Below are 13,136 nucleotides of genomic sequence, written 5' to 3'. Positions count from 1 at the left end.
ATGGCTGAACTGGGTAACGAGGCCGTCACGGTCGAGACGCGCGGCAATGTGATGCTGATCACGATCAATCGCCCGGAGGCGCGCAACGCGGTCAATCGCTTCGTCCATGAGGGCGTGGGCGATGCGCTGCACGCGGCGGACGAGGATCCCGAGATCCGCGTGGTGATCGTGACGGGGGCGGGGGACAAATCGTTCTGCGCGGGTGCCGATCTAGTGGCGCTGTCGCGCGGCGAGAGCCTGGCGCCGGAGGACAAGACCAAGGCGGCCTGGGGCTTCGCTGGCATCGTCAGCCATGCGATCTCCAAGCCGGTGATCGCGGCGGTGAATGGCATGGCGCTGGGCGGCGGGTTGGAGATCACGCTGGCGTGCGATCTGGCCGTGGCGGTCGACGAGGCGAAGTTCGGCCTGCCCGAGCCGAAGCGTGGCCTGTTCGCGGCGGCTGGCGGCGTGTTCCGCCTGCCGGAGCAATTGCCCAAGAAGATCGCGATGGAGATGATCCTGACCGGTGATCCGATCGACGCCAACCGCGCGCTGGAGCTGGGGTTGATCAACGCCGTCGCGCCGCGCGACCAGCTGCTCGATACGGCGTTCGCGCTGGCCGAGCGGATTGCGGTCAACGCGCCGCTCTCGGTGCAGGCGTCGAAGCGGATGGCGCAGGGCATTTCGGGCGGCAAGGTCGCGCGCGAGGAAGCGGCCTGGGCGCAGAACCGCGACGAGACCAAGATCGTCTTCACCAGCGAGGACTCGCGCGAAGGGCCCAAGGCGTTCGCCGAGAAGCGTGCGCCGGTGTGGAAGGCGAAGTGAGCGTGGCGGTCGATCCGGAAAAGATCGCCGTCATCGTCGGGGTCGGGCAGGTTAACGACCGCCCGGCCGATCCGATGGCCGGCAAGGACGCGCTCGGGCTGATGATCGCTGCGCTGGAGGAAGCGGACAAGGATGCCGGCGGCGGCTGGCTGGCGGATGTCGATTCGGTCGCCGTGGTGCAGCAGATCAGCTTCCGTCAGGACAACCCGCTGGCGCAGAAGGTGGCGGATGGGATCGGATCGAACGCTGGGATCGTCTATGAATCGGTCGGGCCGAACGGTGACAGCCCGATCCTGCTGTTGAACGAGGCGGCCAATCGGATCGCACGCGGCGAGATCAAGGTCGCGGCGGTGACGGGCGGGGAGGCGCTGCGCACCGCCAGCCAGCGCGCGGCGCTGGCGGCGAAGACCAGCGTGGCGGACCAGAACCCGCTGCGGAACCTCAGCAAGGGGCGCGCGCCGGGCTATCGCCAGATCTATGGGCTGACGACGCCGGTCGACGTCTATCCGCTGTACGAAAATGCCGGGCGTGCCGCTTATGGCCAGAGCCTGGAGGAAGGGCAGCGTGAATCGGGCGAGATCTGGTCGCGATTCAGCCAGGTCGCGGCGCAGACGCCGGCGGCGTGGATCCAGGCGCCCAGGACACCGGACGAAGTGGTCGAGCCGACTGCCGACAATCGCCCGATCGCTTTCCCATATACCAAGCTGATGGTAGCCAATTCGAGCGTCAACCAGGGCGCGGGGTTCATCGTCACCAGCCTGGCCGAGGCGCGGCGGCGCGGGGTGCCCGAAGAGCGGATCGTCTATGTCGGGCGCGGCGCCAGCGCGCATGAGGCGGACGACTTCATGGCGCGTGATCGCTACGACAAATCGCCGAGCATGGAGGTGTGTCTTCGCCGCACGCTCGAATTCAACGACGTGACGGCGGACGATCTCGATCTGGTCGAGCTCTATTCCTGCTTCCCCTGCGTGCCCAAGATGGCGCGGCGGGTGATCGGCTGGCCGGTCGAGAAGCCGGCGACGGTGTTCGGCGGGCTGACCTTCGGCGGCGGGCCGATCGGCAATTACATGGCGCATGCCGTGGCCGAGATGGTCGATTCGCTGCGGGCCGGGGAGGGGCAGAAGGGGCTGTTGTTCGCCAATGGCGGCTTCGCGACGCATAATCATGCGATCGTGCTCGGGACGGCGCCGTTGCCGGGCGTGGGCGAGGCGCATGACTTCGACCTTCAGGCGGAGGCGGATGCCGCGCGCGGGGCCGTGCCGGAGCTGGTGAAGGATTATGCCGGGCCGGCCGAGGTCGAGACCTATACGGTGTTTTACAATCGCGATGGGTCGGCGAAGTCGGGCGTCGTGGTCGCGCGGACGCCTGAGGGGACGCGGACGCTGGTGAAGGTGCCGGGAGAGGATGTGGCGACGATCGCGTTTCTTAGCGATGGCGCGGCTGAGCCGGTGGGGACCAAGGGCGAGGTGGTGCCAGAGGGGGAACTGATGGTGTGGCGGCGGGCCTAATATCCCTCTCCCGCAAGCGGGGAGAGGGAGACTTGCGCTCTCCTAGCGGTATCGCCTAATCGCCACTTGCCCTCCCCAGGCGATTGAACACCAACGTCAGGAGGATTCCGCATGCAGACCCGCGCCGGCCTTTCGGTCGACGACCGCCTCGCCGCCTTTGTGGAGGCGGAGGCGCTGCCCGGTACCGGGATCGCACCCGATGCATTCTGGCAAGGCGTGGCGGGTATTTTTTCTAGCCTCGTGCCGGAAAACCGCGCGCTGCTGGTGCGGCGGGAGGAGCTGCAGGCGGCGATTGATGCGCGCTATGCGGCCGGTGAACCGGTCGATGCGGCGTTCCTGCGCGAGATCGGCTATCTCGTGCCGGAGCCGGCGCCGTTCACGATCGGGACCGAGAATGTCGATCCGGAGATCGCGACCATGGCGGGGCCGCAACTGGTGGTGCCGAGCCTGAACGCGCGCTTCGTGCTCAATGCGGCGAATGCGCGTTGGGGCAGCCTGTATGACGCCTTGTACGGTACCGATGCGCTGCCTGGTCGGGCCAAGCCGGGCGGTTATGATGCGCAGCGCGGCGCAGAGGTGATTGCGCGGGCGCGGGCGTTCCTCGACCAGACGCTGCCCGGCTGGGACGCGGCGCTGACGGGCGGCGATTGCCCGCATCGCTTCGCGCGCTTCGGTAAGGGCGTGATGTTCGTCCACAACGGGTTGCATATCGAGGTGGTGGTCGACCGCGATCATCCGATCGGCAAGACCGACCCGCTCGGCATCGCCGACGTGGTGCTCGAATCCGCGCTGACGACGATTGTTGATCTGGAGGACAGCGTTGCGGCGGTCGATGCCGAGGACAAGGTAGCCGCTTATCGCAACTGGCTCGGGCTGATGCGTGGCGATCTGGTCGAAACGTTCGACAAGGGTGGCGAGACGCTCACCCGCAAGCTGGCGGGGGATCGCGAGTATCGGTCGCCGAGCGGCTCCAGCTTCACGCTGCCGGGGCGGTCGCTGCTGTTCGTGCGCAATGTCGGCCATCTGATGACCACGCCCGCGCTGCGGCTGGCGGATGGCGGCGAGGCGCCGGAGGGGATCCTCGACGCGATCATGACGTCGCTGATCGGGCTGCACGATCTGAAGCGGCTCGGCGCGCTCCAGAACAGCCGCGCCGGTTCGATCTATATCGTGAAGCCCAAGATGCATGGGCCCGACGAGGCGGCGTTCACCAACCGGCTGTTCGATACGGTGGAGGATCTGCTCGGCCTTGCGCGCCACACGATCAAGGTGGGCGTGATGGACGAGGAGCGGCGCACCTCGGCCAATCTCGCAGCGTGTATCCATGCGGTGCGTGACAGGATCGTGTTCATCAACACCGGCTTCCTCGATCGCACCGGCGACGAGATTCACACCGCGATGCGCGGCGGGCCGGTGATCCGCAAGGCAGAGATGAAGGGCAGCGACTGGATCAAGGCCTACGAGGATCGCAACGTGCGGATCGGGCTGGCCTGTGGGCTGAGCGGCAAGGCGCAGATCGGCAAGGGCATGTGGGCGGCGCCCGACATGATGGCTGATATGCTGGAACAGAAGATCGCGCATCCGCAGAGCGGGGCGAACACCGCCTGGGTGCCGAGCCCGACCGCCGCGACGCTGCACGCGCTGCATTATCATGCGGTGGACGTGTTCGCGCGGCAGAAGGAGATTGCGGGCGAGGCGCCGCCGGCGCTCGATCGGCTGCTGACCGTGCCGTTCGCGGCCGGGCGCAACTGGACGCCCGAGGAGGTGCGCGAGGAGCTCGACAATAATTGCCAGGGGATTCTCGGCTATGTCGTGCGCTGGATTGACCAGGGCGTCGGCTGTTCCAAGGTGCCGGATATCCATGATGTGGGGCTGATGGAGGATCGCGCGACGCTGCGTATCTCCTCGCAGCATCTGGCGAACTGGTTGCTGCACGGCGTGTGTACCGAGGCGGAGGTGGATGACGCGCTCGATCGGATGGCGGCAAAGGTGGATGCGCAGAATGCCGGCGATCCGTTGTACCGGCCGCTGACCCTTAACGCGTTCGCGTTCCAGGCGGCGCGGGCGCTGATCTTCGAGGGCGTGGCGCAGCCGTCCGGCTATACCGAGCCGTTGTTGCATCGGTTCCGGTTGGAGGCGAAGGCGGCCTAACCTACCCCCCGTTCGTCCCGAGCGTAGTCGAGGAACATGGTTCGCGGTGAGGGTGCCTCGACTGCGCTCGGCACGAACGGGGTGAGAGGCGAAGGCGGCGTCGCTTCGCGATTTCCGTTCGTCCTGAGCTTGTCGAAGGACTGTTCTTCTTCGAGGGGGAGGGCAGGGCTTCAACAAGCTCAGCCCGAACGGGTGCGCGGCGTTATCGCGCGTCGCAACAGTGGCATTCTCGTGACACGCCCGCTAAAGGGCCGCGCATCCGTCACAACCGAGAGCATCGCCGACCCTTATGCGAGTCGCTATCGCCTCCGATCATGCCGCCGTCGCGCTGAAGGCGACGCTTGTCGCCTGGCTGCGCGAGGGGGGGCATGACGTTCTCGATCTCGGCCCCGACAGCGATGCGCGGGTTGATTATCCGGATTTCGGCTTCAAGCTTAGCGCCGCCATCGCCGATGGGCAGGCCGAGCGCGGGATCGCCTTGTGCGGCTCAGGGATCGGCATTTCGATCGCGGTGAACCGCAATCCCGCGGTGCGCTGCGCGCTTGTGTCCGAGCCGCTGTCCGCCGCGCTCGCGCGCGAGCATAATGACGCCAATGCCATCGCCATGGGCGCCCGCCTGATCGGCGAGGACATGGCCAAGGCCTGCATCACCGCTTTCCTCGACACCGCCTTTGCCGGCGGCCGCCACGCCCCCCGCGTCGACAAGCTCGGCGCGCCTGCTTTCCAGAAGGAGCCCGTATGAGCACCAACCCGACCGCGCTGAACGAGGTTCAGCCTGATGGCTTCTTCACCCGCAATCTCGCCGAGGCCGATCCCGCGGTGTTCGCCGGCGTCGAGCATGAGCTCGACCGTGAGCAGACGCAGATCGAGCTGATCGCATCGGAGAATATCGTCTCCAAGGCGGTGCTCGAGGCGCAGGGTTCGGTGTTCACCAACAAATACGCCGAGGGCTATCCCGGCAAGCGCTATTACCAGGGCTGCCACCCGTCCGACGAGGTGGAACAGCTGGCGATCGATCGCGCCAAGCAATTGTTCAACTGCGGCTTCGCCAATGTGCAGCCGCATTCGGGCGCGCAGGCCAATGGCGCGGTGATGCTGGCGCTGGTCAAGCCGGGCGAGACGATCATGGGCCTCAGCCTCGATTCCGGCGGGCATTTGACGCATGGAGCGCGCGCGGCGATGAGCGGCAAGTGGTTCAACGCGGTGCAGTATGGCGTGACGCCCGACACGCATCTGATCGACTATGACGCGGTCGAGAAGCAGGCGATCGAGACGCAGCCGAAGCTGATCATCGCTGGCGGGTCGGCCTATCCGCGCCACATCGATTTCGCCCGCTTCCGCGCGATCGCCGACAAGGTCGGCGCCTATTTCATGGTCGACATGGCGCATTTCGCTGGCCTCGTCGCAGGCGGCGTCCATCCGACGCCGTTCGGCCATGCGCATGTCGTGACCACCACCACGCACAAGACGTTGCGTGGGCCGCGCGGCGGCATGGTGCTGACCGATGACGAGGCGATCGCCAAGAAGATCAACTCGGCGGTATTCCCGGGGCTTCAGGGCGGCCCGCTGATGCACGTGATCGCCGCCAAGGCGGTGGCGTTCGGCGAAGCGCTGCGGCCGGAGTTCAAGAGCTATGCCGCTGCGGTGGTGGAGAATGCCAAGGTGCTCGCCGCCACGCTGAAGGAGCGCGGCGCCGCGATCGTCTCGGGCGGCACCGACACGCATCTGGCGCTGGTCGACCTTACCCCGCTTGGCGTGACGGGCCGTGATGCCGACGAGGCGCTGGAGCGTGCCGGCATCACCTGCAACAAGAACGGCATCCCCAACGATCCGCTGCCGCCGGTGAAGACCAGCGGCATCCGGGTCGGCAGCCCCGCGGGCACGACGCGCGGCTTCGGCACGGCCGAGTTCCGCGAGATCGGCAACATGGTCGCTGACGTGCTCGATGGTCTTGCGCAGAAGGGTGAGGCTGGCGACGCGCAGGTCGAAGCGGCGGTGCGGGAACGAGTTCGCGCGCTATGCGCTCGTTTCCCGATCTATCAGTGAGGAAAAACCGTGTCTAAGATTGACGAAATCGAGAACACCGTTCGCAATTCACCGGGCCTGGGCAAGAAGATGGCCAAATATGGTGCGATCGGTGCCGTGGTGGCGATCCCCGTGCCGTTCGTTGGTCCGGTACTCGGCGCACTGGTCGGCGCTGGCGTCGCCTATGCGCGGCGGAACAAGATCTGACCTTCAACCAACATCCGTCATCCCCGCGAAGGCGGGGATCCATACGCGCAGACGTTGCGCTTCCAGCCTAGACGTTGGAGTATATGGATCCCCGCCGTCGCGGGGATGACGTAAGTAGAAGAGACGAAACACAATGCGCTGCCCCTTCTGCGGCCACGATGCGAGCCAGGTGAAGGACAGCCGCCCGACCGACGATGGCGCCGCGATCCGCCGCCGCCGCCAGTGCGAGGGCTGCGCCGCGCGCTTCACCACCTTTGAGCGCATCCAGCTGCGCGAGCTGACCGTGGTAAAATCGGAGGACCGGCGCGAGCCGTTCGACCGGGACAAATTGCTCCGCTCGATCGGCATCGCCGCGCGCAAGCGGCCGATCGACGGCCTGGCGATCGAGCGGTTGGTCAGCGGTATCCAGCGCCAGCTGGAAACCAGCGGCGAGGCGGAGATCGCCTCCAAGCGGATCGGCGAAATGGTGATGGAGGGGCTGAAGGGCCTCGATTCGGTGGCCTATATCCGATTCGCCAGCGTCTATCGCGATTTCAGCGAGGCCAAGGATTTCGAGGAATTCGCCGGGGCGGTCGAGGCGGCGGCTCGCGGCTGAGGCACCCGCGCGCCGCATCAATGCTTGTCGAAGTCGCGTGTGGCCGGATAGGCGCGCTGTGATGAGCGCTTCCCCTTCCCCCGTCATTGTTCTCGTTCGCCCGCAATTGGGCGAAAATATCGGCAAGGCCGCGCGGGCGATGCTCAACTTCGGCCTGACCGAGATGCGCCTTGTCGCCCCGCGCGATGGCTGGCCCAATCCGGCGGCGGGACCGGCAGCGTCGGGGGCCGATATCGTCCTCGCCAATGCGCAGGTCTATGACACTGTTGCCGGGGCGGTGGCCGATTGCCCGCACGTCTATGCCACCACCGTGCGAAAGCGCGGCGTCACCAAGCCGGTGGTGACGCCCGAACAGGCCGCAGCCGACATGCGCGCCGCGCCAGGCCGAAGTGCGATCCTGTTCGGCCCGGAGCGATCGGGCCTTGAAACCGACGACGTTGCGCTTGCCCGCACGATCCTGACCGTGCCCATCAATCCGGAGTTCGGCAGCCTCAATCTCGCGCAGGCGGTGATCCTGGTTGCCTATGAATGGTCGAAGGGCGAGGCGCTCGCTTCACCGCCCGAGGTGACGCTCGATCCGCCGGCACCGCAGGAGGAGCTGGAGGGCATGATCGGCCAGCTTGACGCGATGCTGGTGGATGCGAATTTCTTCTTCCCGCCCGATCGCACGCCGACCACGCGCCGCACCTTGCGCACGCTCCTCACCAAACCGAGATGGACGAGCCAGGAAGTGCGCACGATGCGGGGCGTGCTGTCGGCACTGAGGGGTGCCAAAGCGAAGCGGTCGACCTAGTCGCGCCAAGCGCTGTCCCGGCGGCTGGTGAGAGCGTCCGCCGTACCGGACCTCTACAGTATCTGAGGTGGCGGCGCGCTATAGCCCGAGCACTTGCTTGGCGATGATGTTGCGCTGGATCTCGTTGGAGCCGGCGTAGATCGGGCCGGCGCGTTCGTTCATGTAGCGCAAAGGGGCCAGCGCGTGCCATTCTTCGCCCGATACATAGCCGTCTTCGGGCGGTTGATGGCGGGGGACCGGGCCGCCGGGCATCGTCGCGTGGGGTTGATAGACCAGGCCGCGGTCGCCGGCGGCTTCCATGGTCAGTTCGGTGAGCGTGCCGGCGAGCTCGGTGCCCATGATCTTCATCATTGATGACAAGGCGCCGACGCTGCCGTCGCCGTTCGCGGCGGAGAGCAGGCGCAGTTCCATGATCTCGAGCACGTCGGCGCGGATGCGGGCGCGGGCGAGCTTCGTTGCGAAGACGGGATCGTCGAGGAGCGGCTCGCCGTCGCTGCCGGTGGTCTCGGCGGCGTGGCGGGCGATGGCGTCGGCGCGGGCCTTGAGCGCGGGGGCGTAGGCGTTGCCGCCGCGTTCGAATTCGAGGAGGTATTTGGCGACGCTCCAGCCGCGGTCGATCTCGCCCATGACGTTCGCCTTGGGCACGCGCACGTCGGTGAAGAAGACGGCGTTCTGGATCTGCTCGCCCGACGACATGGTGAAGGGGCGGACTTCGACGCCGGGGGTGGTCATGTCGATGAGGAGGAAGGTGATGCCCTGCTGCGGGCGGCCTTCCTTCGACGTGCGGACCAGGGCGAAGATCCAGTTCGCCTCGCTAGCGTGGGTGGTCCAGACCTTCTGGCCGTTGATGATGAGATCGTCGCCGTCCTCGACCGCGCTGGTCTGCAAGGAGGCCAAGTCGCTGCCCGAGCCGGGCTCGGAATAGCCCTGGCAGAAGAAGATCTCGCCCGAGAGGATGCGGGGGAGGAAGAAGCGTTGCTGCTCGACCGTGCCGTATTTCATGATGACGTACGCCACCATCGAAATGCCCATCGGCGAGAGGCCGGGGGCGCCGGCGGCGATGCGCTCGCGGTTCCAGATGTAATGCTGTGCGACCGTCCAGTCGGTGCCGCCATGCTCGGGCGCCCAGTGCGGGGCGGCCCAGCCCTTGGCGACGAGGATCTCCTGCCACTTCATGCTGGCATGGTGATCGGCATAGACGCTGGTGGAGAGACGGCCGGCGCGTTGCAGCTCGGGGGTGAGCGACATGGCGAGGAAGTCACGGACTTCCGCTTCGAACGCCTGTTCTTCGGGGCTCCAGTTCAGGTCCATGCCACCGCTCTCCTGTTTCGTTCTATGTCGCGGGGTTGCACCCCCGTCATGAGGGTCTATGTCGCAGCCGGTTTCCCTAATCCAGAGGCGAGTGCACCCGATGGCTGACGAATTCGACTATGACGTTCTCGTGATCGGTGCCGGTCCGGGTGGTTATGTCGCGGCGATCCGGGCGGCGCAGCTGGGCCTGAAGGTGGCGTGCGCGGAGAGCCGCGAGACGCTGGGCGGCACGTGCCTCAACGTCGGGTGCATTCCGTCCAAGGCGATGCTGCACGCCAGCGAGTATTTCGATGCGGCGGCGAACGGCACGATGGCCAAGATGGGCATCAAGGTGACGCCCGAGCTGGATCTGGAAGCGATGCATGCGCAGCGTCGCGATTCGGTGAAGGGGCTGACCGGGGGCATCGAGTTCCTATTCAAGAAGAACAAGGTGACGTGGCTGAAGGGCCGCGCCTCGTTCGAGGACGCGCATACCGTTAGCGTCGGCGAGCAGAAGGTGACGGCGAAGAACGTCGTGATCGCGACCGGCTCGACCGTGACGCCGCTGCCGGGCGTGACGATCGACCAGCAGGTGGTGGTCGATTCGACCGGCGCGCTGGAGCTGCCCAAGGTGCCCGAGCATATGGTGGTGATCGGCGGCGGCGTGATCGGGCTGGAGCTTGGCTCGGTCTGGCGCCGGCTGGGTGCCAAGGTGACCTGCGTCGAGTTCCTCGACCAGATCCTGCCGGGCTTCGACGGTGACGTGCGCAAGGAAGCCAACAAGATCTTCAAGAAGCAGGGGATCGAGTTCAAGCTTTCTACCAAGGTGACGAGTGTCGCCGTTGACGGTGGCAAGGCAACGCTGACCGTCGAGCCGGCGGCTGGCGGCGAGGCGACGACGATCGAGGCGGATTGCGTGCTGGTGTCGATCGGGCGCAAGCCGAACGTCGAGGGGCTGGGGCTGGAGAAGATCGGGCTGGAGCTCAACAATCGCGGGCAGATCGGCACCGATCACGATTTCCGTACCTCGGTGAGCGGCGTGTGGGCGATCGGCGACGTGATCCCCGGGCCGATGCTGGCGCACAAGGCCGAGGACGAGGGCATTGCGGTGGCCGAGAACATCGCCGGGCAGCATGGCATCGTGAACCATGATGTGATCCCGTCGGTGGTCTATACCTGGCCGGAGATCGCTGGCGTGGGCCTTACGGAAGAGGCGGCGAAGGAAAAGGGTGAGGTCAAGGTTGGCAAGTTCCCGATGATGGCCAACAGCCGGGCGAAGACCAACCACGAGCCGGACGGCTTCGTGAAGGTGATCGCGGATGCCAAGACCGATCGCGTGCTGGGCGTGTGGTGCATCGCTTCGGTGGCCGGCACGATGATCGCGCAGGCGGCGCAGGCGATGGAGTTCGGCGCGACCAGCGAGGATATCGCTTACACCTGCCACGCGCACCCGACGCATTCCGAAGCGGTGAAGGAAGCCGCGATGGCGGTGCAGGGGAAGCCGATCCATATGTGATCGGTTCGTTCGGGTAGTTTCGTCGCCCCGGGACTGACCCGAGGTTCCGCATCTTCTCGCTGTGGTAGGGAGGGTAGCGGGACCCCGGCTCAGGGCCGGGGTGACGTGCATTTGGGGCAGGTTCAAGCCGGCGCAGCGTTCGTCATCCCGGCCTTGTGCCGGGATCCACTGTGCCGCGCACTCGATGGCCTCGAATGTGCGGCACAGTGGATGCCGGGACGAGCCCGGCATGACGGGTGTGTGAGGCGTAAGGCGCACCCGCCACCGTTCGCCCTGAGCTTTGTCGAAGGGCGTGTCACGGGCGCCTGTCCTGCTTGGCACGTCCTTCGACAGGCTCAGGACGAACGCGGTGGGTGGCGCGCGCGAGAAAGCGCTTGACAGCGCGACGCTGTTTGAGTACAAAACAGGAACACTGAAGAATTGTAGGTGCAGCGGCGGGCTGGTGAGCGCGGGGTGATCCCCCGGTGCTCCCGGCCCGTTTTCGTTGGGCGCGGCGCTTCGGGAGGCGGCGATGCGGGGGCTTGTCGCGCGGTGGGCAGGGCCGAGCGTCGCGGCTGAACGCGTGCCATGCCGATTTGGGGGAGGATGACATGGCGACGGGGATGGCGACCGCCAGCGGCGGGCGGGTGGCCGTGTGTGCGCGCACGCAGGGGCGGCGGAACCGCTTCTTGGCGGTGCTGGCCGAGACGTGCAGCGTCGCACTCGCCGCGCGGATGGCGAAGCGGACGATGGCGACTTGCTATCGCTGGCGGAGCGAGGATGCGGCCTTTGCGGCGGCGTGGGACGCGGCGATCGCGGACGGCTATGCGCGGCTGGAGGCCGGGCTGCTGGAACATGCGCTGGCGAAGGTCGAGCGCGGTGGCGAGGCGCCGGGATCGCGTGAGGGATCACGGGGAGGATCGTCTGGCGTATCGTTTGCCGGGGGCGATCCGGCGGTGCTGCCCGTTCGTGCCGCCAGTGCAGCCGATCTGCAATTCGCCATGGCGGTGCTGCTGCGTCGTCGGGCGGACGGCAAGAGCGGCAAGGCGGTGCCCAAGGGAATGACGATGCCGACGCCGGCCGAGACCGATGCGGCGCTGCGCCGCGCGCTCGACGGGCTGGCGCGGCAGGCGGGCGCGGCGTGAGCGACGATCCGCTGCGGCAGCTAGCCCTGCTGCCGCCCGACCAGCGCGATCGGGTGATCGACGTGCTGCCGATGGAAATGAAGATCGAGGCGGCGGGGCGCTGGGAGAGCCATTATGCTCATGAGGGACAGCTTGCGTCGGCGCGCGACTGGCGCATCTGGCTGATCCGCGCGGGGCGCGGGTTCGGCAAGACGCGCGCGGGGGCGGAATGGGTCAACCATATCGCGCGCACCGTTGCGGGCGCGCGGATCGCACTGGTCGGCGCGACGGCGGACGAGGCGCGGCGGGTGATGGTGGAGGGGCCGAGCGGGGTGATCGCGACGGCGCGGCTCGACATGCGGCCGGTGTGGACGCCGACCAAAAGCGAGGTGCGCTGGGCCGGCGGGGCGGTGGCGACGGTCTATTCGGCCGATGCGCCGGAGGGCTTGCGCGGGCCGGAGCATCATGCGGCGTGGTGCGACGAGCTGGCGAAATGGCGGCGCGGCGATGCGGCATGGGACAATCTGATGCTGACCATGCGGCTGGGCGCGCGGCCGCAGGTGGTGGTGACGACGACGCCCAGGCCCAACGCGCTGATGCGGCGGGTGATGGCGCTGTCGGGCGTGGAGGAGACGGTTGGGCAGACCGGGGGCAACGTGCATCTGCCGGAAAGCTTCGTGGACGCGATGCGCGAGAGTTATGGCGGGACGGCGCTCGGGCGGCAGGAGCTCGACGGCGAGCTGATCGACTCGGTGGTCGGGGCCTTGTGGTCGCGCGGGCTGATCGAACGATGCCGGGTGGCGGCGGCGCCGGCGCTGCGGCGTGTGGTGGTGGGGGTCGATCCGCCGGCGGGTATCGGCGGCGATGCGTGCGGGATCGTGTGTGTCGCGCTGGGCGAGGATGGCTGCGGCTATGTAATCGCCGACGCGAGCATCGACGGCGCGTCGCCCGAGGGGTGGGCGCGGGCGGTGGCCGCTTGTGCGGCGTTGCATGGCGCGGACCGGGTGGTGGCGGAGGCGAACCAGGGCGGAGCGATGGTGAAGTCCGTGCTGGTGGCGGCGGATGCCGCGCTGCCGGTGACGCTGGTGCATGCGAGCCGGGGCAAGGTGGCGCGGGCGGAGCCGGTGGCGGCCTTGTACGAGGG

General features: G+C 67.3%; 12 protein-coding genes. 11 read left to right on the top strand and 1 reads right to left on the bottom strand.

Annotated features, from left to right (window positions below):
* The 8 genes from SPHI_RS14045 to SPHI_RS14015 all read left to right on the top strand — a co-directional run bounded on the left by SPHI_RS14045 (position 1) and on the right by SPHI_RS14015 (position 8,083).
* Entirely contained in the window at positions 1 to 804 is an 804-nt protein-coding gene (locus tag SPHI_RS14045; protein ID WP_076745587.1) for a crotonase/enoyl-CoA hydratase family protein, read from the top strand.
* Between the two features lie 2 nt (positions 805 to 806).
* Entirely contained in the window at positions 807 to 2,312 is a 1,506-nt protein-coding gene (locus SPHI_RS14040) for an acetyl-CoA acetyltransferase (protein ID WP_233130943.1), read from the top strand.
* Between the two features lie 111 nt (positions 2,313 to 2,423).
* Positions 2,424 to 4,463, top strand: coding sequence for a malate synthase G (locus SPHI_RS14035; RefSeq protein WP_076745586.1), 2,040 nt, complete (start codon positions 2,424 to 2,426; stop codon positions 4,461 to 4,463).
* 289 nt (positions 4,464 to 4,752) lie between these two features.
* Positions 4,753 to 5,205 carry an RpiB/LacA/LacB family sugar-phosphate isomerase gene (locus SPHI_RS14030; protein WP_076745585.1) on the top strand — a complete coding sequence of 151 codons (453 nt, stop codon included), beginning with the start codon at positions 4,753 to 4,755 and terminating at the stop codon, positions 5,203 to 5,205.
* Positions 5,202 to 6,509, top strand: coding sequence for a serine hydroxymethyltransferase (gene glyA / locus SPHI_RS14025; protein ID WP_076745584.1), 1,308 nt, complete (start codon positions 5,202 to 5,204; stop codon positions 6,507 to 6,509). Before SPHI_RS14030 ends, glyA begins: the two co-directional genes overlap by 4 nt.
* A gap of 9 nt (positions 6,510 to 6,518) precedes the next feature.
* Entirely contained in the window at positions 6,519 to 6,695 is a 177-nt protein-coding gene (locus SPHI_RS15185) for a small multi-drug export protein (protein ID WP_198927885.1), read from the top strand.
* A 133-nt stretch (positions 6,696 to 6,828) separates the two neighbouring features.
* Positions 6,829 to 7,290, top strand: a complete 462-nt coding sequence (nrdR, locus tag SPHI_RS14020) for a transcriptional regulator NrdR (protein ID WP_076745583.1) — start codon at positions 6,829 to 6,831, stop codon at positions 7,288 to 7,290.
* A gap of 61 nt (positions 7,291 to 7,351) precedes the next feature.
* Positions 7,352 to 8,083 (top strand): RNA methyltransferase, encoded by a 732-nt coding sequence (locus SPHI_RS14015; RefSeq protein WP_076745582.1) that lies wholly within the window; start codon positions 7,352 to 7,354, stop codon positions 8,081 to 8,083.
* Between the two features lie 78 nt (positions 8,084 to 8,161).
* Here the strand turns inward: SPHI_RS14015 and SPHI_RS14010 are convergent, their stop codons facing one another.
* The gene (locus tag SPHI_RS14010) at positions 8,162 to 9,394 is read right to left on the bottom strand and encodes an acyl-CoA dehydrogenase family protein (protein WP_076745581.1); all 1,233 of its coding nucleotides are present in this window, start codon (positions 9,392 to 9,394) and stop codon (positions 8,162 to 8,164) included.
* 100 nt (positions 9,395 to 9,494) lie between these two features.
* Here SPHI_RS14010 and lpdA point away from each other — a divergent pair, with 100 nt between their 5' ends.
* From lpdA to SPHI_RS13995, 3 genes are all read left to right on the top strand, one after another.
* Positions 9,495 to 10,889: a dihydrolipoyl dehydrogenase gene (gene lpdA, locus SPHI_RS14005; protein WP_076745580.1), complete on the top strand. Its 1,395-nt coding sequence runs from the start codon at positions 9,495 to 9,497 to the stop codon at positions 10,887 to 10,889.
* A gap of 590 nt (positions 10,890 to 11,479) precedes the next feature.
* Positions 11,480 to 12,013 (top strand): hypothetical protein, encoded by a 534-nt coding sequence (locus tag SPHI_RS14000; RefSeq protein WP_076745579.1) that lies wholly within the window; start codon positions 11,480 to 11,482, stop codon positions 12,011 to 12,013.
* On the top strand, positions 12,010 to 13,136 hold a 1,127-nt coding region (locus tag SPHI_RS13995; RefSeq protein WP_076745578.1), incomplete at its 3' end, for a terminase large subunit domain-containing protein. The genes SPHI_RS14000 and SPHI_RS13995, both read left to right, overlap by 4 nt.

It is taken from the genome of Sphingomonas jeddahensis, from assembly GCF_001981525.1.
Taxonomy (GTDB): Bacteria; Pseudomonadota; Alphaproteobacteria; order Sphingomonadales; family Sphingomonadaceae; genus Sphingomonas; species Sphingomonas jeddahensis.
Note: the sequence above shows the minus strand (reverse complement) of the source record. Positions and strands in the feature narration are given on the sequence as shown.